The 18,409-nt window shown below is 71.5% G+C and carries 18 protein-coding genes; 9 read left to right on the top strand and 9 right to left on the bottom strand.

Annotated features, from left to right (window positions below; translation table 11 throughout):
• Positions 1–116: 116 nt before the first annotated feature.
• A complete protein-coding gene (locus tag F8568_RS11120) occupies positions 117–833 on the top strand; it encodes a crotonase/enoyl-CoA hydratase family protein (RefSeq protein ID WP_151593451.1) in 717 nt (238 codons plus the stop codon).
• Positions 834–851: 18 nt separating this feature from the next.
• Positions 852–1,448: a TetR/AcrR family transcriptional regulator gene (locus F8568_RS11115; protein ID WP_151593450.1), complete on the top strand. Its 597-nt coding sequence runs from the start codon at positions 852–854 to the stop codon at positions 1,446–1,448.
• A gap of 57 nt (positions 1,449–1,505) precedes the next feature.
• Here F8568_RS11115 and F8568_RS11110 read toward each other — a convergent pair whose 3' ends face one another.
• From F8568_RS11110 to F8568_RS11070, 9 genes are all read right to left on the bottom strand, one after another.
• Positions 1,506–2,642: an acyl-CoA dehydrogenase family protein gene (locus tag F8568_RS11110; protein WP_151593449.1), complete on the bottom strand. Its 1,137-nt coding sequence runs from the start codon at positions 2,640–2,642 to the stop codon at positions 1,506–1,508.
• The gene (locus F8568_RS11105) at positions 2,639–3,949 is read right to left on the bottom strand and encodes an acyl-CoA dehydrogenase family protein (RefSeq protein WP_151593448.1); all 1,311 of its coding nucleotides are present in this window, start codon (positions 3,947–3,949) and stop codon (positions 2,639–2,641) included. Before F8568_RS11105 ends, F8568_RS11110 begins: the two co-directional genes overlap by 4 nt.
• A 33-nt stretch (positions 3,950–3,982) precedes the next feature.
• Positions 3,983–5,134, bottom strand: a complete 1,152-nt coding sequence (locus F8568_RS11100) for a thiolase family protein (RefSeq protein WP_151593447.1) — start codon at positions 5,132–5,134, stop codon at positions 3,983–3,985.
• A complete protein-coding gene (locus tag F8568_RS11095) occupies positions 5,131–5,574 on the bottom strand; it encodes a Zn-ribbon domain-containing OB-fold protein (RefSeq protein WP_151593446.1) in 444 nt (147 codons plus the stop codon). Before F8568_RS11095 ends, F8568_RS11100 begins: the two co-directional genes overlap by 4 nt.
• 106 nt (positions 5,575–5,680) lie before the next feature.
• Positions 5,681–6,502, bottom strand: coding sequence for an enoyl-CoA hydratase/isomerase family protein (locus tag F8568_RS11090; RefSeq protein WP_151593445.1), 822 nt, complete (start codon positions 6,500–6,502; stop codon positions 5,681–5,683).
• Between the two features lie 41 nt (positions 6,503–6,543).
• A complete protein-coding gene (locus F8568_RS50280) occupies positions 6,544–7,770 on the bottom strand; it encodes an acyl-CoA dehydrogenase family protein (RefSeq protein WP_151593444.1) in 1,227 nt (408 codons plus the stop codon).
• Positions 7,771–7,805: 35 nt separating this feature from the next.
• Positions 7,806–9,386 carry an AMP-binding protein gene (locus tag F8568_RS11080; RefSeq protein WP_151593443.1) on the bottom strand — a complete coding sequence of 527 codons (1,581 nt, stop codon included), beginning with the start codon at positions 9,384–9,386 and terminating at the stop codon, positions 7,806–7,808.
• 58 nt (positions 9,387–9,444) lie between these two features.
• On the bottom strand, positions 9,445–10,557 hold the full coding sequence (locus F8568_RS11075) for an acyl-CoA dehydrogenase family protein (RefSeq protein WP_151593442.1): 1,113 nt from the start codon (positions 10,555–10,557) through the stop codon (positions 9,445–9,447).
• A gap of 59 nt (positions 10,558–10,616) precedes the next feature.
• On the bottom strand, positions 10,617–11,387 hold the full coding sequence (locus F8568_RS11070; protein WP_151593441.1) for an enoyl-CoA hydratase/isomerase family protein: 771 nt from the start codon (positions 11,385–11,387) through the stop codon (positions 10,617–10,619).
• A gap of 96 nt (positions 11,388–11,483) precedes the next feature.
• Between F8568_RS11070 and F8568_RS11065 the strand changes: the two genes are divergently transcribed.
• The 7 genes from F8568_RS11065 to F8568_RS11035 all read left to right on the top strand — a co-directional run bounded on the left by F8568_RS11065 (position 11,484) and on the right by F8568_RS11035 (position 18,374).
• Positions 11,484–12,386 (top strand): crotonase/enoyl-CoA hydratase family protein, encoded by a 903-nt coding sequence (locus tag F8568_RS11065; RefSeq protein WP_328600816.1) that lies wholly within the window; start codon positions 11,484–11,486, stop codon positions 12,384–12,386.
• Positions 12,387–12,442: 56 nt separating this feature from the next.
• Positions 12,443–14,017 carry an AMP-binding protein gene (locus F8568_RS11060; RefSeq protein ID WP_202124788.1) on the top strand — a complete coding sequence of 525 codons (1,575 nt, stop codon included), beginning with the start codon at positions 12,443–12,445 and terminating at the stop codon, positions 14,015–14,017.
• Between the two features lie 31 nt (positions 14,018–14,048).
• Positions 14,049–15,206 carry a thiolase family protein gene (locus F8568_RS11055; protein ID WP_151593439.1) on the top strand — a complete coding sequence of 386 codons (1,158 nt, stop codon included), beginning with the start codon at positions 14,049–14,051 and terminating at the stop codon, positions 15,204–15,206.
• Complete coding sequence (locus tag F8568_RS11050; RefSeq protein WP_151593438.1) at positions 15,203–15,616, top strand: Zn-ribbon domain-containing OB-fold protein; 414 nt, start codon at positions 15,203–15,205, stop codon at positions 15,614–15,616. The genes F8568_RS11055 and F8568_RS11050 overlap by 4 nt, the downstream gene beginning before the upstream one ends.
• Positions 15,617–15,679: 63 nt before the next feature.
• Entirely contained in the window at positions 15,680–16,435 is a 756-nt protein-coding gene (locus F8568_RS11045) for an SDR family NAD(P)-dependent oxidoreductase (RefSeq protein WP_151593437.1), read from the top strand.
• Between the two features lie 11 nt (positions 16,436–16,446).
• Complete coding sequence (locus F8568_RS11040; RefSeq protein ID WP_151593436.1) at positions 16,447–17,226, top strand: enoyl-CoA hydratase/isomerase family protein; 780 nt, start codon at positions 16,447–16,449, stop codon at positions 17,224–17,226.
• A 29-nt stretch (positions 17,227–17,255) separates the two neighbouring features.
• Positions 17,256–18,374: an acyl-CoA dehydrogenase family protein gene (locus F8568_RS11035; RefSeq protein WP_151593435.1), complete on the top strand. Its 1,119-nt coding sequence runs from the start codon at positions 17,256–17,258 to the stop codon at positions 18,372–18,374.
• Positions 18,375–18,409: the final 35 nt, after the last annotated feature.

Below are 18,409 nucleotides of genomic sequence, written 5' to 3'. Positions count from 1 at the left end.
CGCGAAGTTCGCCGCAGCATCTCCATCTCCTGGCGCCGTGCCCGCATCTTCCGTATCTTCGTTTCGAATCATCGTTCCGAAACGATGACGGCGGCAGCCTATCGACGGAGGTCGGCATGGATGCACGAGTCAGGTACACCCACGACGCCGGGGTCAGCAGTATCGACATCGACGACGGCAAGGTGAACGTCATGTCGCCTCAGATGCAGGCCGAGCTGACCACGGCGTTCGACCGCGCCGAGCGTGACGACGGTGTGGTCGTTGTGCGCGGGCGTCCGGGAGCGTTGTCCGCCGGGTTCGATCTCAACCTGCTCGGAGAGGCGTCCGGTGAGAGTGCCGGGATGGTGGTCGGCGGTTTCGAACTCGCGCTCCGGATCCTGTCGTATCCGCGTCCGGTCGTGATCGCCCGTACCGGCCACGCCGTCGCGATGGGCGCCTTCCTGCTGCTGAGCGGCGACTACCGGATCGCGACCACGGCACCGGCGCGCCTGACCGCCAACGAGGTGGCCATCGGGCTGACGATGCCGCGCGCCGCGATCACGATCCTGAGGCAGCGCCTGACCCCGGCGGCGTTCGAACGGGCAACCCTCCTGGCCGAGGTCTTCGGTCCCCAGAGTGCGGTGGGCGCCGGCTTCCTCGACGAGGTCGTCGAGCCCGACCGTTTCGACGAGAGGATCGCCGAGGTGGCGAGCGCGCTGACCCGGCTCGACCGCGATGCGCAGTGTGCGACCAAGCGGCGGACGAGGGCGCCGTTGATCGCCGCCCTCACAGCGGCGATCGAGGACGACCGCGAGGAATTCGCCGCCCGCGTGGCCTCGGCCGCGGTGAACTGATCGGTCGAAGGAGCCGCCATGCCGCCGGCCAAGGAACGAACTCCGGAGCTGCGTCGCCACATACTCGACACGGCGATCGACGTCCTCGCCTCGGAGGGGGTCGCAGCGGTGACGACGCGTAAGATCGCCGGACTGGCCGGAACATCTCCTCCGGCCATCTACGAGCTCTTCGGCCACAAGGCCGGACTCATCCGTGAGTTGTTCTTCGAAGGGTTCCGGCGACTCAACGCCGCGTTCGAAAGGCTCGGCACGAGCGGTGATGCGGTCGCCGACCTGGCAGCGACCGTACACGCGTTCCGGACCTTCGCCTCCGACAACCCGAACCTTTTCAACGTGATGTACAACAGGCCCTTCGACGGCTTCGAACCCGACGGCGCCAAGCGGTCGGTCGGTGACGGCACCCGTCGGTTCCTCGTCGACCGGGTCGGACACTGCGTACAGGCGGGCGTCATGGCCGGTGACCCGATCGACATCGCCCATGCGCTGCTCGGCCTCGCCATCGGCCTCGCGACTCAGGAGAACGCCGGCTGGCTCGGGAGCACGGCCGAGTCGCGCGACAGGCGGTGGACCCTCGCCGTCGACGCCTTCATCCGGGGATTCGCACCCGCACGCTGACGACCGGCGCGCGAAACGGCCCGCCGCGGGTGCGGCGGGCCGTCGACGAGGGCGCGGTCAGAACCCGAGACGCTCCAGGAAGCGCTCGTGATAGGCGTGCGGGCCCCCGAAGAGGAGTTGCGAGGACTTGGCCCGCCGGAAGTACAGGTGCGCGGGGTGCTCCCACGTGAAGCCGATCCCGCCGTGCACCTGGATGTTCTCCGCCGCGGCGAACATGTAGGCCCGTGAGCAGCACACATGCGCGGCGCTCGCCGCCACCGCGAAGGCCGTCTCGTCGCCCTTGTCGGCGATGACGGCGGCCTCGCGGGCACTGGCACGCGCCAGTTCGAGTTGGACGAGCATGTCGGCGCACTTGTGCTTGACCGCCTGGAAGCTGCCGATCTGGCGGCCGAACTGCACGCGGGTGCGGGCGTAGGCCGTGGCGCTTTCCAGGCAGAGTTCGGCTCCGCCCGTCTGCTCCGCGGCCAGCCCGGTCACGGCGAGGTCCAGGATGCGCGCCATCAGGCGGCCGCCCGCTCCGTCGGTGCCGACCAGCCGGGCGGGTGTGCCGCCGAGACGAACGCGAGCCATCCTCCGGGTCCCGTCGAGGGTCTCCAGCGGTTCGGCAGTCAGGCCCGCGGCACCGCGGTCCACGGCGAACAGCGACGGTCCCGCGGTGGTCCGCGCGATCACCAGGAGGAGATCGGCCGAGACGCCGTCGATCACGAAGGACTTGGTGCCGGTCAGCTCCCATCCGGCATCCCCTTCGCCTCGCCGGAGCGCGCGCGTCTCGATCTGTACCGGATCCCAGGCGCCGGTTCGTTCGGACACGGCGAGTGCGGCGGTCGTCGTGCCGTCCGCGATTCCGGGAAGGTACGCCGCGCAGGCTTCCTCGTCGCCGGATGCCAGCAAGGCCTGTGCGCCGAGGACCACCGTCGCGAAGAACGGAGAGCACAGCAGGGCCCTGCCCGTCTCCTCCAGGACCGCGCCGAGCGCCACCTGACCGAATCCGTCCCCGCCGTACTCCTCGGGAATGATCAGCCCGGGAAGGCGCAGCTGCTCCGCCATCTGCGACCAGACCTCCGGGTCGTATCCCAGGTCGGTCTCGATCACCTTGCGGACGGCCTCCTCCGAGGACTTGGCCTCCAGGAAGTCCCGTACGGACGATCGCAGCTCGCGAAGCTCCGATTCGGAGAGCTCGGTGATGCCGGTCATGCCGCCCCCTCTCCGGTGCCCGAACGGCGCAGCTCGCGGAAAGGCGACCTGGTGTCGATCCCCGGCTCCTTGGGGAGGCCGAGCACCCGTTCGGCGAGGATGTTCTTCATGATCTCCTCCGTGCCGCCGAGGATCCGCAGCGCGGGCGTCGCCAGGAGGAGTTCCGACCAGGCGTAGGTGCCCCACTCGCCCGAGTCGGCGATGGCGCGGGGACCGAACACGTCCGTCACGAGATGGGCCGCGCACGTGAGGTTCTGCGCGTACATCAGCTTCGCCACCGACATCTCCGGCCCGGGAGTCACCCCGGCGCGCATCCCGCGCAAGGCGCGCGTGTTGAGGTGCTCGGTCGCCATCACGTCGGCCAGTAGCTCCGCCGCCTGTGCACGTACCGCGCGATCGTCGAGCGTCCAGCTGGCGCGCAGGACCGCGTAGAGCCGTTCGGGCGTCAGCGCCGCGGCGGCGGGTCCGCCGTTGTCGCCCCCCACCGTCGCGCGCTCGTTCATCAAGGTGGTCAGCGCCACCGTCCACCCGCCGTCGACCTCTCCGAGCCGGTGGTCGTCCGGCACCCGGACCTCGTTGAGGAACACCTCGTTGAAGTCCGCCCCGCCGGTCATCTGCCGCAGCGGCCGGACCTCCACCCCCGGAAGGGTCATGTCCACCAGGAAGGCGGTGATGCCCTTGTGCTTCGGGGCGTCCGGGTTGGTGCGCGTCAGCGCGAGCCCGAGCCTGCTGTGGTGCGCGACGGACGTCCACACCTTCTGCCCGCTCAGGACCCACGCGTCGCCGTCCCGGACGGCGCGCGTCCGCACGCTCGCCAGGTCGGACCCGGCCTCGGGCTCGCTGAACAGCTGGCAGGCGATCGCCTCGCCCCGGTACATCGCCGGGAGCCAGCGGTCCTTGATCTCGTCCCGGGCGTGGGCGAGGATCGTCGGGCCGATCATCCCGAGGCCGACGACGCTGAGGACGCCGGTGTCGGGAACGTCGTACTCGGCCTCGATCGCGTTGTAGACCATGTCGTGCACGGGCGTGAGGTCGCGGCCCCCGTACTGGGCGGGGCCGGTGATCCAGCCGAAGCCGTTCTCGTATCTGGTGCGCTGCCAGGCGCGGGCCTCTTCGAGCTTGCGCTGCTCCTCCTCTGGCGGATCGGAGCTGAAGTAGGCCATCCGGTCGTCGCCCTTGCCCCAGACGAACGTCCCGGCCTTGTCCTCGCGCGCGGTGCCGCCGGGCGCGTGGGCGTCGAGGAACGCCCGGACCTCGGCCGTGAAGGAGGCGAGGTCGCCGGCGTCGGCGTGCGTGTCATGAGCCATTGATGCGTTCCTGAACTGTGCGTCGACCCGAGGTCAGGTGGACAGGATGGTGACGGCGGAGACGCCCGGAGCGCCGTACAGGTGGGTGTAGCCGACCCGGGGCGCCCCGGGGACCTGGCGGGACCCGGCGGTGCCGCGGAGCTGGTGCACGACCTCGTGGATCTGCCGCAGCCCCGAGGCGCCGATCGGCTCGCCGTTGCCGATCAGGCCGCCGTCGGTGTTGACCGGCAGGCGACCGCCGGGCTCGGTCGCGCCCTCGGCGATGAGCCGCTCCTGCTCCCCGTCCTTGCAGAGCCCGTTCTCGGCCATGTGGATGACCTCCGAGCCCGCGTCGGTGTCCTGCAGCTGGGCGATGCCGACGTCCTCGGGACCGATGCCCGCGGCCTCGTAGGCGGCGCGGGAGGCGTCCACGGTCGGGCTCGGTGCATGCTCCCCGGCGGGCATCGCCGGGCTCTGCACCTCGAACGCCCCGAGCCTGCGGCTGCGCAGCACGCTGGCCCGTACCCGCACGGGCTTGTTGGACGTGTACTTGTGCGCCTGGTCCGCCCGGCACAGCACGACCGCGGCGGCGCCCTCGTCGGGCCCGCAGTACATGAACTGGCGCAGCGGGTAGTTCAGCACCGGCGAGGCGAGGATCTCCTCCTCCGACAGCGGCTTTCGCCGCCACGCCTTCTCGTTGCCGGAGGCGTTGCGGAAGTTCTTCGCCGCGACCCGGGCGAGCGTCCGCTCGGTGATGCCGTGGTCGTGCATGTAGCGGTTGATCTTCATGCCGAAGAAGTGGGTGGTGAGGAACATCCCCGTCTGGCCGTACCAGTCCGGGAGGCCCGCCACCGACGGGTCCGCCGCGAAGGCGCCGCGCGGGTGCTTGTCCATGCCGATGGCGATGGCGAGATCGTGCTCGCCGTTCTCGATCGCGTTCGCGGCCATGGAGATCGCCGTCCCGGCGGTCGCGCATCCGTTGAAGACGCCGCGCAGGGGGATGCCCGTCGGGCCGAGGCGGCCGACGATCGCGTCCGGGTTGGCGACCTCGAGGCTGCCGATGAAGCCGCCCTGGATCTGCGGCCACCGCACGCCCGCGTCCGCCAGCGCGAGACGCACCGCGTCGGCTCCCATGTCCATCGCCGACTTGCCGGGGAAACGGCCGAAGGGGTGCAGCCCCACGCCGATGATCACCGCTTCCATCATGCCTCCTCGGTGGCGCCGGCCGGCGCGAACGCGAACGTCAGGACCTCGGTGCCGTCCTCGGTGACGCTGTAGGGGACGACGACCATGCGCATCGGCTGCCCGATGCTCAGCGCTTCGGGATCGGGCTCGGTGAGCCTGGCCTCGACCAGGACCTCCTCGGGCAGCTCGATGTAGCCGACGGTGTACGGCCGGAAGGTGTCGGCCGTGTCGTTGCCGTCGTAGGGAGGGGAGGGGGGACGGAAGCCCTGGGTGGTGAAGGTCCAGAGCGTCCCCCGGTCCGAGAGCAGCCGCCGCTCGGCCTCCGTGCCCCCGCAGCGGGCGCACTGGTCGGCGGCGGGAAAGGCGACCAGTCCGCACTCGGCGCACTGGGAACCGATCAGCCGGGGCTCGTCGGAGGGCCAGGTGAACAGCTCCTCGGCGACGGGCTTGGTCTTCGTCATCGGCCACTCCATTCGTTCCGGGCCGGGCAAGCGCGTGCTGTGGCCGCAGCGTATCCGGAATTAGTTAGATATGTAAATTAGTTCGTCTCTTGCTGGAAAACGGTGATCAGAGGTCCAGGGGGTTCTTCCGCCCGACCGCCTCGAAGTCCGGGCGCCGCTTCTCCCGGTGCGAGGCCACGCCCTCCAGGACCTCGGGTCCGCCGAAGCCGAGGAACTCCAGCCCGAGCGACGCCTCGAAGATCGGCGAGGCGCTGCGGTACCAGTGGTTGAGGGAGCGCTTCGTCCAGCTGATGGCGCTGCCGGCGCCGGCGGCCAGGTTCGTGGCGATCCGCAGGCCCTCGGCCTGGACCCGGTCGTCCTCGACGCACTTGGACACCAGGCCGATCCGCTCGGCCTCCTCGCCGGACAGCGACTCGCAGGTCAGCAGGTAGTACTTGGCCTTGGCCATCCCGCACAGGAGCGGCCAGCAGATGGCGGCGTGGTCGCCCGCCGCGACGCCCAGGCGGGTGTGACCGTCCACGATCTTCGCGGTGCGTCCGACGACCGAGATGTCGGCCATCATGCCGATCACCAGGCCGGCGCCCACCGCCGGGCCGTGGATGGCGGAGATCACCGGCTTCGAGCAGTTCAGGACCCCGTAGACCATGTCGCGGGCCTCGCGCATGACGCGCACCCGCACCGCGTGCTCCGCCGTCATGCGCTCGATGGAGTCGAACGTGCCGCCGGCCGAGAAGGCCTTGCCCGCCCCTTGGACGAGCACGGCCCGGGTCTCCTCGTCGCGGTCGATCACCGGCCAGATGTCGGCCAGTTCGCCGTGCATCCGCGGATCGACGGCGTTGAGGTTGGGCGCGTCGAGGACGAGCCGCAGCACGCCGGGCGCCGGGCGGTCGAACTTCAGGGAGGTGAAGCTCGCGTACGGGTCGGACATGGCACTCCTTGATGTCGGTGCGGCGGGGCGGAGACGTGCGCTCAGGGCTGGGCCGGCCGTGGTTCGCGCGGCAGGCCGAGGACCTTCTCGGCGAGGATGTTCCGCTGGACCTGCGAGGTTCCGGCGTAGATGGTCCCGGAGCGCGCGATGAGGTAGGTGGCGGACCAGGACCCGGAGGAGTTGGCCGCGCCGGGGTCGTCGGTGCGGTAGGTGCGCAGCGGCGGCCGGCCGGTGGGCACCTGGGCGTGCATGCCCATGATGTCCATCGCCAGCTCGGTGACCTTGAGGTGGTACTCGCTCCAGTAGAGCTTGGCGATGGAGGACTCGGGGCCGGGCTCGGCGCCCTTGAGCCATCCGGTGAGGATGCGGTAGCCGAGGAAGCGCATGATCTCGACCTTCGACCAGCACCAGGCGATGCGCTGCCGGATCAGCGGATCGGTGTCCTTGCCGTACTCCCGGGCGAGATCGATCAGGCGCAGCACCTCGGCCTTGAAGAGGATCGGGTTGGTCGCGGCCTCCTCGCCCCGCTCCACGCCCAGCAGGCTCTGCGCCACCGTCCAGCCGTCGTTCACGGCCCCGACGACGAGGTCGGCGCGCGTCCGGGCGCCGGTGAAGAACACCTCGTTGAAATGCTCCTGGCCGCTCATCATGCGGAACGGGCGCACCTCCACGCCGGGCTGGTCGAGCGGCACCAGCAGGAAGGAGATGCCCCGGTGCTTGGGCGCGTCCGAGTCGGTGCGCGCCAGCACGAAGATCCAATTCGCCTGGTGCGCGCCGGAGGTCCACACCTTCTGCCCGTTGATGACCCACTCGTCGCCGTCCCTGTCGGCGCGGGTGGTCAGCGACGCCAGGTCCGAGCCGGCGCCGGGCTCGGAGTACCCCTGGCACCAGACGTCGTCGCCGTTGAGGATGCGGGGGAGGAAATGCGCCTTCTGCTCCTCCGTGCCCCACCTCAGCAGGGTGTTCGCCAGCATCTTGACGCCGAAGGTGTCGTGCGGGAGCCCGAACGGGACGCCGGCGAGCGCCAGCTCCTCCATGAGGACGACCTGGTGGAGCTTGGTGAGCCCCCGTCCGCCGTACCGCTCCGGCCAGGCGATCGACAGGTAGCCGTGCTCGGCGAGGATTGTGCGCCACTTGCGGGCGAACTCCCAGGCCGGCTCCTCGTCCAGTGCGCCGATGCCCGCCCAGTCGGCGGGCAGGTGCGCCGCGAGGAACCCCTTGACCTCCGCCCGGAACTCCTCGGCCTCGGGAGGGTAGCTGATGTCCACGGCCCGGCCCCTTCTAGTAGTTAGATAATTGTACTTTATCGGGAAGGCTTGGCCGCTGGACCCGTGCCCCGGACGAACGGGCCCGGTCCCGACCCGAACCGTTCCCGCAGCGGTCCGATGCGGACCTTGCCCGCCGGGCTCCTCAGCTCGTCGCGGGTGAATTCCAGAGAGCGGGGGCACTTGTAGCCCGCCAGCTGGGCGCGGCAGTGCTCGAACAGGCGTTCGGCGGTGTCGCGGTCCGCGCGGCTTCCGACCTCCAGCTGGACGACGGCCTTGACCTGCTCGCCCATCTCCTCGTCCGGGATGCCGAAGACCGCGGCGTCGGCGACGTCGGGGTGCAGGACCAGCGCGTTCTCGACCTCCTGCGGGTAGATGTTGACCCCGCCGGAGATGATCATGTTGGTGGCGCGGTCGGTGAGGTACAGGTAGCCGTCCTCGTCGAGCCGGCCCATGTCGCCGACCGTCCGCCACCCGCGCCGGTCGGTCGCCGCCGCCGTCTTGCCGGGGTCGCCCCGGTACTCGAACGGCGTGCCGCCCTCGAACCAGACGACGCCGACCTCCCCCGGCGGCAGCTCCTCGCCGTCATCGTCGAGAACGTGCGGCGTCCCCATCAGCGGACGCCCCACCGAGCCGGGCTTGCGCAGCCACTCCTCCGACGTGATCGCCGTGGCGCCGATGCCCTCGGTGGCCGAGTAGAACTCGTACAGCAGCGGGCCCCACCACTCGATCATCTTCTGCTTGACCGGCACGGGGCAGGGCGCGGCGGCGTGCACGGCCCAGCGCAGGCTCGACAGGTCGTAGCGGCGGCGGACCGCCTCGGGCAGCTTGAGCAGCCGGACGAACATGGTCGGCACCCACTGGCCGTGCGTGACCCGGTGCCGCTCGATCAGCCGGAGCGCCTGCTCGGCGTCGAAGCGCTCCATGACGACCACCGTCGTCCCCGAGCGATGGCACGCCATCGACCAGGCCAGCGGTGCCGCGTGGTAGAGAGGGGCCGGGCACAGGTACACGTCGCCCGGCCGCATGCCGAGGGTCTCCCTGAGCCAGTGGCCCGGGACGTCGGGATAGCTGCCGATGGGCGTGCCGGTCACCTCCCGGCGGATGCCCTTGGGGCGCCCCGTCGTCCCGGACGAGTAGAGCATGATGTCGCCCTCGCACTCGTCCGGGATCGGCGTACCGGGAAGGCCGGCGACGGCGTCCTCGTACCGCTCCCACCCGGGGACCGCCGCGTCACCGATCATCAGACGCCGCTCGACGCCCGGCGCCCGGTCGGGCGAGAGGCCGCGCGCGGTCTCCGCCAGCGCGCTCGTTGCCACGACCACCCTGGCGCCGCTGTCGGCGACGATGTAGGCCGACTCCTCGACGGTGAGGTGGTGGTTGACCATGGTCAACTGGAGACCTGAGCGCTGGGCGGCCCAGGCGAGGTCGAAGACCTCCGGCCGGTTCTCGCTCAGCACCGCGAGCGTGTCACCGGGGCGCAGCCCCTGGTCGCGGAGCAGATGCGCGAAGCGGTTGGAGCGGGCGTCGAGGTCGCGGTAGGTCACGACCTCGCCGGAGCCGCCCATCACCACCGCGGGCCGGTCTGGGCTGGTCTTGGCGAAAGTCCCTGGGTACACGGTTCCTCCCGGAGGGGCTCGATGTAATGGCGGGCTGGTCGCGGCGGGCGCCGCGGGCTCAGACGCCGATGGCCTGGGCCAGCAGCTCGCGGTGCCGGTCCGGGTCGCCGAAGAGGAGTTGCGAGGTCTTCGCGCGCTTGAAGTACAGGTGGGCCGGGTGCTCCCAGGTGAACCCGATCCCGCCGTGGACCTGGATGTTGGACTCGGTGGCCTTCAGGCACGCCTCCGAGCAGAACGCCTTGGCCAGGCTCGTCGCCGCCGGCACGTCCTCGTCCTCCTGCAGGGCGAGGAGGGCGGCATAGGCCGCGGCCCTGGCCGACTCCACCTCCAGCAGCACGTCGGCCAGCAGATGCTTGACGGCCTGGAACGACCCGATCGCGCGCCCGAACTGGTGCCTGACCTTGGCGTACTCGACGGCCATGTCGAGGGCGCGGGACGCCACTCCGACCTGTTCGGCCGCCAGCGCGGCGACGCCGTGCCGCAGGACGACGGCGACCAGGTCCCAGCCGTCCCCCGCCGTTCGGAGCCGGCGCGCCGCCACCTCCCGGTACTCCAGCCGGGCCTGGCGCCTGGTCGGGTCCAGGGTGGGCAGGGCCGTGCGGGTGAGGCCGTCCGCGCCCGCCTCCACGAGGAAGAGGCCGATGCCCTCCGGTGCCTGGGCGACGGTGATGATCGTGTCGGCGGCGGCGCCGTCGAGGACGAAGGTCTTGTGCCCGTCGAGCAGCCAGCCGTCTCCGGCGGGACGGGCGGTGAGGGCGACCCCCTCGCGGTCCCACCGGGCCGAGTCCTCGGTCAGCGCCAGGGTGGCCACCCGGTCCCCGGACACCAGGCCCGGCAGCAACTCGGCGCGCGCGCCCTCGTCGTCGCCGCGGACGAGGGCCGTCGTCGCGAGCACCGACGACGAGAGGAAGGGGGCGCACAGCAGCGCGCGGCCCATCTCCTCCATGACGAGCCCGACCTCGACGGGCCCGGCGCCCGCGCCGCCGTACTCCTCGGGCACGGCGAGCCCCTGCAGGCCGAGTTCCGCGCCCATGCGCCGCCAGACGGCGCCGTCATAGCCGGTCGCGGTCTGCATGGCCCGGCGGGTCTCGCTCTCGGAGGCCGCGTCGGCCAGGAAGCCGCGGACCGCCTGGCGCAGGTCCTCCTGGGTCTCGTCGAAGGCGAAGTCCATGATCACTCCTGTGGGGTCGGGGCCGGGGGAACGGCCTTGCGAGCGGGCAGTGGCCGGTCTCAGTCCTTCGCCAGGAGCTTGTCCACGAGCGCCACGTGTTCGGGGGAGTGCATGCTCTCCCGCTCGGCGGTCAGAGCGGCCTCCAGGCCGGCCGACATCGCCCGCTCCAGGTGCAGGTTCACCGCCCGCTTGGTGTCGCGCAGCGCCTGCGCGGGCATCTCCGCCAGGCGCTGCGCCAGCTTCATCGCCTCGTCCACCACCTGCTCCCGGGGCACGACCGAGTTGACGAGGCCGAGGTGCTCGGCGTCCTGCGCCTTCACCTTGCGGCCCAGGAAGAGCAGCTCCTTGGCGCGTGCGAGCCCGACGATCAGCGGCAGGACCAGGGCGCCGCCGTCGCCCGCGACGAGGCCCACCTGGAGGTGCGGGTCGGCGATGTGCGCGCTGTCCGCCATGACCACGATGTCGCTCAGCAGCGCGAGGCTGCAGCCGAGCCCGACGGCCGGCCCGTTGACCGCCGCGACGACCGGGACGGGGCAGCGCACCATGCCGGTGATGATCCGGCGCGCCTCGACCACGTTCTGGTGGCGGAAGGCCTCGTCGCGCTGGACCCGCCGCATCACCTCGAAGTTCCCGCCCGCGCTGAACGCGCGGCCGCGGCCGGTCAGCACGACCGCCCGGGCCCCGTGGTCGGCGGCGACGCGGTCCCACACCTCGGCCAGCGCGGTGTGCATGCCCTCGCTCGCGGAGTTCAGCTGGTCGGGGCGGTTGAGCTCGATCAGCCGGACCGGCCCGTGGGCGGTCACCGCCAGGTCGGGGGACAGGTCGTACATCGCACCTCCATGCGCTTGCCAGGTAAAGGGAAGCATAGTTGAATGGTCTAACTAAATATACTGAGGTCGATGCTTCAATGCGGGCGAGGGGTGCGTGTGGGCGAGACGCTCCGGTGGGAGTACGAGACCGTGCTCGCGGACCTGGAGGACGGGATCCTGACGGTGACGCTCCACCGGCCGGACCGCCTGAACGCCTTCACGCCGCAGATGATGGAGGACCTGCTCGCCGTGCTCGACCGCGCGGACGGCGAGGACGGCGTGCGGGCCGTCATCGTGACGGGCGCCGGCCGGGGCTTCTGCGCCGGCGCCGACGTCGGCGCGGGGAGCGGCTCCTTCGACCACCGCGAGGCCGGCGCCTGGCACCGCGACATCGGCGGCAAGGTGGCCCTGCGGCTGTTCGCCTGCCTCAAACCCGTGATCGCGGCGATCAACGGGCCCGCGGTCGGGGTGGGGGCGAGCATGACCCTGCCCATGGACGTCCGACTCGCCTCCACCGAGGCGAGGATCGGCTTCGTCTTCGCCCGGCGCGGCATCGTGCCCGAGTCGGCCGCCAGTTGGTTCCTGCCGCGGGCGGTCGGTGTCCAGCGCGCCATGGAATGGGTCGCCACCGGGCGGCTCTTCGGGGCCGAGGAGGCCCGCGGGGCCGGCCTGGTCCTGTCCGTGCACGAACCGGAGGATCTGCTGCCCGCGGCGCGCCGCCTGGCGAGAGAGATCGCCGACAACACCGCTCCCGTCTCCGTGGCGCTGGCCAGGCAGATGATGTGGCGCATGCTGGGCGCCCCGCATCCGATGGAGGCGCACCGCCTCGACTCGCGGATCATGAGCCAGATCGGCGGCGGCCCCGACGCGGCCGAGGGGATCGCCTCGTTCCTGGAGAAGCGGCCCCCGCGCTTCCCCGGCTCGGTGAGCACCGACATGCCCCCGGTCTATCCGTGGTGGCACGACGAGGGCTTCCGTCCGCTGGAGGCCGACCGGACAGAAGCCCCATCAACAGATTAAATAGTTTAGCTATATATTCCCATCGGTAGCGCCCCGAACCCTGCACAGGAGTGCCAGTGACCACGAACCGCCACATGACCTTCGGCGATGTGATCCGCGAGCATCGCCGTTCCTTCGCCGACTCCGCCGCGCTCGTCGACGGCGACCTGCGTCTCACCTGGTCGGAGCTCGACGCCAGGACGAACCGGCTCGCCAACGCGCTCACCTCCGCGGGCGTGAACGCCGGTGACCGGATCCTCTGGCTCGGCCAGAACTCCTTCCGGGTCTACGAACTGCTGGGCGCGGCGGCCAAGATCGGCGCCATGGTCTGCCCCGGCTACTGGCGCTGGGCCGCACCGGAGATGGTCTTCGCCATCGAGGACTTCGATCCGAAGGTGGTCATCTGGCAGCAGGAGGAGATCGGGGAGACCGTCGCGAAAGCGCGGGCCGAGACCGCCGACCGCAAGACCCTGTGGCTGCGGCACGACGGTGCGGAGGCGGACGAGGACGGGTACGAGCGGTTCCTCGCCTCGGGCTCGGGGGACGACCCGGAGCGAGAGGTCGACCCCGACACCGCGCTCCTGGTCATCTACACGGCGGCGATCAGCGGCCGCCAGTGCGGATCGATGCTCTCCCACCGCAACCTGCTGACCATGGGCGCCAACGGGGCCTGGCTCGGCGACATCGGCCAGGAGTCCGCCTTCCTCAACGCGGGCCCGATGTTCCACATCGGCAACTACCAGCTCTACGGCATTCCCGTGTTCGTCCAGGGCGGCAAGAACGTGGTGGTGCGCCGTGTCGATCCCGAGCAGCTGCTTCCGCTCCTCGTCCGGGAGCGGTGCACCCACGCCTACCTGATGCCGCCGACGATCGTGCGCATCGTGGAGCTCAACCGCGAGGCCGGGCACGACCTGTCGTTCCTGCGCGCCACCATCGCGCCGCAGCTGTGGGACGGCATGGCCACCACCGACTCGAGCCGGTTCGCCCGCAACGGCGGCGGTGAGGGCCGCGCCTACGGCCAGACCGAGGTCACGGGCCTCGCGGTCACCCAGGCCACCGGCGGAGCCGGTATCGGGAACGCGGGGCGGCCGGGGCCGTTCGCCATGGTCCGCATCCTCAACGGCGAAGGCAAGGAGTGCGCGGTCGGCGAGGCCGGCGAGATCTGCGTGCGCGGCGACCTGGTGCACCTGGGCTACTGGAACCGCCCCGAGATCAACGCCGAGCGCTTCAGGTTCGGCTGGTGGCACACGACCGACCTCGGCCGCCGGGAGAGCGACGGGACCATCAGCTTCCTCGGCACCACGACGAGGATGCTCAAGTCCGCCGCCGAGAACATCTTCCCGGCCGAGGTCGAGAACTGCCTGGAGTCCCACCCCGCGGTCCGCGAGGCCGCCGTCATCGGCGTTCCGAACGAGCGCTGGGCGCAGGACGTCAAGGCCGTGGTCGTCCTGGTCCAGGACGCCACGGCGACGGCCGAGGAACTGATCGAGCACTGCCGCGAGCGCATCGCCTCGTACAAGAAGCCCAAGACCGTCGAGTTCGTCGACGCCATTCCCCGCACGGGTGCGGGCGCCAAGGACTACGAGGCGCTGGACGAGCGGTTCGGGGGCGGCGGCTACCCCGGGACCGAGTCGCTCGGAGCGGGGCGCTGATGCGGACGGCCGTCACGATCAGGGAGGTGCGATGACACCGAGGAGAGCGGTCATCGTCGGAGTCCACGCGACCGAGCAGGCGCTGTCGCTGCCGAACCGCACCGCGATGGATCTCGCCATGGAGGCGGTCAAGGGCGCGCTCGCCGACGCCGGGCTCACCGCAGCGGACGTGGACGGGGCGCAGCTCGACTGGCCGGGCCCCGGAGGCGTGGAGGGGGAGGGCAGTTCCTGGGCCCGGGCGTTCGGCAGGGACCTGCGCTGGACGAGCGACTCGATGCTCGACAACTCGGGCGCACGAGGTCTGCTGAAGGCGGCGGCCGCCGTCACCGCCGGCTACGCCGACACCGTCGTGGTGGGAGGCTGCCGCCTGGTGTCGCGAGGACCCGCCAACGCCCCCGTGGGCGCGGGGGTCCCGCTGGAGTTCACCGACGTCTGGGGCTCCTATGTGGTCGCCCAGTTCGCCCTCGTCGCGGCGCGCCACATGCACGAGTACGGCACGACCTCGCGGCAGCTCGCCGAGGTCGCCGCGACGATCCGCAACAACGGGTCCTCCAACCCCGAGGCCATGATGTACGGGCGGGGCCCCTACACGGCCGAGGACGTGCTCGCCTCGCGGATGGTCGCGACCCCCTTCCACCTGCTCGACTGCTGCATCGTCGGCGAGGGGGGCGCGGCGTTCGTGGTGACGACCGCGGAGCGCGCGCGGGACCTGCCGGCCGCTCCCATCGCCGTGCTCGGCGGCGGGATGGAGTACCACCAGGCCGCGTACGCGAACCCGGCCCTCTACCGGGAGGTCGGCCGGATCGGCCGGGACGCCTCGGCCCGCGCCTACGCCTCGGCGGGGATCACCGCCCACGACATCGACGTCTTCTCGCTCTACGACCCGAACTCCTTCGAGATCATCCGCCAGATGGAGGCCCTCGGGGTGTGCGGCGAGGGCGAGGGCGGCCCGCTGGTCGAGAGCGGGGCCATCGGCTTGGACGGCAAGCATCCGGTGAACCCCGACGGCGGGTGCCTGTCGTACGCGTGGAACGGGACCCAGCAGATGACCCTCAAGGTCGTCGAGGCCGTCCGGCAGCTGCGCGGCACGGCGGTCCACCAGATCGACGGCGCGAGCCTGGCGCTGGTCGGCAACGCGGGCTCGGGCGCCCAGCACTACGAGATGGCGATCCTGGGGGAGGACCGATGACCCGGCCGACGCCCGTGCCCACGGAGCTGTCACAGCCGTTCTGGGAGGGGACCCGCCGCGGCGAGCTCCTCATCCCCCGCTGCGCGGACTGCGGGACGAGGTTCTTCGTCCCGGAGCCCGTCTGCCCGAACTGCATGTCGGCGACATGGAGCTATGAGCCGTCGAGCGGGCGGGGAGTGGTGTACGCGGTCACCGTCGTCCACCGCGCCCCGGGGCCCGGCTTCGACGTCCCGTTCGCCCTCGCCGTGATCGACCTGGACGACGGCGGGGCCCTGCTCTCCCATGTCGTGGACGTCGAGCCGGACGAGGTGGCGACCGGGCTCCCGGTCCAGGTGTCGTTCCGGCCCCTCGACGAGTCGATCACGCTGCCCTACTTCGTGCCGGCCGACGCTCGCGCAGCGGACGATTAACGTCTTTTAATCATTTAACTGTATTGTGGCCCGTGTCGGGCACATAGACGTTCAGGAGGACACGTGGAACTGGAGGGCAGGGTCGCCCTGGTCACCGGCGCCGGACGCGGCATCGGGGCGGCCATCGCGGACGCGCTGGCCGCCCGCGGCGCCGCCGTCGGCGTATGCGATCTGGACGCCGAGTCCGCCGCGAAGACCGCCGCCGCGGTCGCCGAGCGGCACGGGGCGCGGACGGCCGGCGTGGCCGCCGACGTCTCGGACGGCACGGCGGTCCGCGCGGCGGTGGCGGAGGTCGCCGACCGGCTCGGCCCGATCGACGTCCTGGTCAACAACGCCGCCGTGGACGTGGTCAAGCGGTTCGTGGACAGCACCGAGGAGGAGTGGGACCGGATCATCTCGGTCAACCTCAGGGGCACCGTCACGGTGACCCGCGCCGTCCTCGACGCCATGATCGAGCGCGGTGCCGGCAAGATCATCAACATCGCGTCGGACGCCGGCCGGGTCGGGTCGTCGGGCGAGGTGGTCTACTCCGCCACCAAGGGCGGCGTGATCGCCTTCGGCAAGGCGCTGGCCCGCGAGGTGGCCAGGAACGGCGTCACCGTGAACACGGTGTGCCCCGGCCCGACCGACACCGCCCTCCTGGGGCAGGTCGCGGAGTACAGCCAGAAGATGTACGACGCGACGATCCGCTCCATCCCGCTCCGCCGCGCGGCCGAGCCGGCCGAGATCGCGGGCGTCGTCGCCTTCCTCGCCACCGCCGACGCCGCGTACATGACCGGCCAGACGCTGTCGGTCAGCGGCGGCCTGACGATGGTGTGAGGAGCGTCCCGATGACCGACGTCCTGACGAGCGAGGTGCGCGACCGCGTCGCCGTCCTCACCCTGAACAGGCCCGACAAGCTGAACGCCATCGGAACGCCGACGCTGGACGCGCTGGAGGCCGAGCTGGACCGGCTCCGCGACGACGACCGGGTGCGCGTGCTGGTCATCGCGGGAGCCGGCCGGGCGTTCTCCGCCGGCGCGGACCTCGACGAGATCTCCCAATGCGCGACGGCGTACGACTTCCGGGCCTTCGTGCACCGCACCACGGACGTCTTCGCGCGGCTGGAGGAGTTCCCGAAGCCGTCGGTGGCCGCGATCCACGGGTTCGCCTTCGGCGGCGGCTTCGAGCTCACGCTCTCGTGCGACCTGCGGGTCGCCGAGGAGGGCGCGAGGCTGGGCGTCCCGGAGATGAAGCTCGGCGTCCTGCCGGGTGCCGGCGGGACGCAGCGGCTCCCGCGGCTCGCCCCGCCGGCGGTCGCCAAGCAGATGATCCTCACCGGGGAGCCGATCTCCGCCGAGCGGGGCCACGAGATCGGCCTCGTCAACGAGCTCGCCGAGTCCGGCGGGGCGCTGAAGACCGCGCTGGAGCTGGCCGGGCGGCTGGCGGCCGGCGCCCCTCGCGCCCTGGAGGCGGGCAAGCGGCTCGTCGACCGCGGGCTCCCGCTGGAGCTGCACACCGCGATCGGCTACGAGCGGGAGACCGTGTCCACGCTGTTCACCACGCTGGACCGCGAGGAAGGGCTGAAGGCGTTCCGCGAACGGCGCGAGCCCGACTTCCAGGGCCGCTGAACCGCGGGACGAGACGAGGGAACACGACCATGGACTTCAGCTTCAGCGAGGAACAGGACGAGCTCCGCGCCACCCTGCGGTCGTTCTTCGCGCGGTACTCGACCGAGAACGACGTGCGCCGCATCGCCGAGAGCGGCGAGGGCTACGACCCGGACGTGTGGCGGCGGCTCGGCGGGGATCTCGGGCTGCAGGGGCTCGCCGTTCCCGAGGAACTGGGCGGCTCCGGCTTCGGCTACGCCGAGCTCGGTGTCGTCTTCGAGGAGATGGGCCGGGCGCTGCTGTGCGCCCCCTACTTCGCGACCGTCGCCCTGGCGGCCGAGACGCTCCTGCGCTGCGGCGACGAGCAGGCCGCCAAGGACTACCTGCCCGGCATCTGCGCGGGCGGCACGGTGGCGACGCTCGCGCTGACGGAGGAGGGCGGCGCCTGGACCGAGGCGGGAGTCCAGCTCGCCGCGTCCGCTCGGAACGGCGGCTGGACCCTCGCGGGCGCCAAGACCTACGTCCCGGACGGGCACCTCGCCGACCTGCTCCTGGTCGCGGCGCGCACCGAGCGGGGCGTCAGCCTGTTCGCCGTGGACGGGGCCGCGCGGGGACTCGAAAGGACCGCGCTGCCGACCCTCGACCAGACGCGGGGGCAGGCGCGGCTCGAGTTCTTCAACACGCCCGCGCGGCTGATCGGCGAGGAGGGCGGGGCCTGGCCGGGCATCGAGCGGGCGCTGGCCACCGCGGCGATCCTGCTCGCGGCGGAGCAGGTGGGCGGCGCGGCGGCGGCCCTGGACACCGCCGTCGAGTACGCCAAGGTCCGCGAGCAGTACGGCCGGCCGATCGGCTCGTACCAGGGGATCAAGCACCTGTGCGCCGACCTCCTGACCGAGCTGGAGTCGGCGCGCTCCGCCGCCTACGGGGGGCTGTGGGTGCTCGACGCGCACGACGAGGCCGAGGTCCGCACCGCGGCGGCGCTGGCGAAGGTGTACTGCTCGGAGATGTTCACGCAGGTCGCGAGCGGCAGCGTGCAGATCCACGGCGCCATCGGCTTCACCTGGGAGCACCCCGCCCACCTGTACTTCAAGCGGGCCAAGAGCTCCGAGGTCTTCCTGGGCACTCCCGCCCATCATCGTTCGCTCCTGGCCGCCGAGCTGGGCATCTGACGTCAGCGCCCGGCCCTGCGGCGCGCGAGGAGGAA

This window comes from Actinomadura physcomitrii, assembly GCF_008923205.2.
GTDB lineage: Bacteria > Actinomycetota > Actinomycetes > Streptosporangiales > Streptosporangiaceae > Spirillospora > Spirillospora physcomitrii.
The sequence above is the reverse complement of the archived record's forward strand: the minus strand, read 5'-3'. Positions and strand labels throughout refer to the sequence as shown.

Bases quoted from the DNA above. Each gene is read 5' to 3' on its own strand.
- F8568_RS11120 (WP_151593451.1), top strand. From the start codon at position 117: ATGGATGCACGAGTCAGGTACACCCACGACGCCGGGGTCAGCAGTATC.
- F8568_RS11115 (WP_151593450.1), top strand. From the start codon at position 852: ATGCCGCCGGCCAAGGAACGAACTCCGGAGCTGCGTCGCCACATACTC.
- F8568_RS11110 (WP_151593449.1), bottom strand. From the start codon at position 2,642: ATGACCGGCATCACCGAGCTCTCCGAATCGGAGCTTCGCGAGCTGCGA.
- F8568_RS11105 (WP_151593448.1), bottom strand. From the start codon at position 3,949: ATGGCTCATGACACGCACGCCGACGCCGGCGACCTCGCCTCCTTCACG.
- F8568_RS11100 (WP_151593447.1), bottom strand. From the start codon at position 5,134: ATGATGGAAGCGGTGATCATCGGCGTGGGGCTGCACCCCTTCGGCCGT.
- F8568_RS11095 (WP_151593446.1), bottom strand. From the start codon at position 5,574: ATGACGAAGACCAAGCCCGTCGCCGAGGAGCTGTTCACCTGGCCCTCC.
- F8568_RS11090 (WP_151593445.1), bottom strand. From the start codon at position 6,502: ATGTCCGACCCGTACGCGAGCTTCACCTCCCTGAAGTTCGACCGCCCG.
- F8568_RS11075 (WP_151593442.1), bottom strand. From the start codon at position 10,557: ATGGACTTCGCCTTCGACGAGACCCAGGAGGACCTGCGCCAGGCGGTC.
- F8568_RS11070 (WP_151593441.1), bottom strand. From the start codon at position 11,387: ATGTACGACCTGTCCCCCGACCTGGCGGTGACCGCCCACGGGCCGGTC.
- F8568_RS11055 (WP_151593439.1), top strand. From the start codon at position 14,049: ATGACACCGAGGAGAGCGGTCATCGTCGGAGTCCACGCGACCGAGCAG.
- F8568_RS11050 (WP_151593438.1), top strand. From the start codon at position 15,203: ATGACCCGGCCGACGCCCGTGCCCACGGAGCTGTCACAGCCGTTCTGG.
- F8568_RS11040 (WP_151593436.1), top strand. From the start codon at position 16,447: ATGACCGACGTCCTGACGAGCGAGGTGCGCGACCGCGTCGCCGTCCTC.
- F8568_RS11035 (WP_151593435.1), top strand. From the start codon at position 17,256: ATGGACTTCAGCTTCAGCGAGGAACAGGACGAGCTCCGCGCCACCCTG.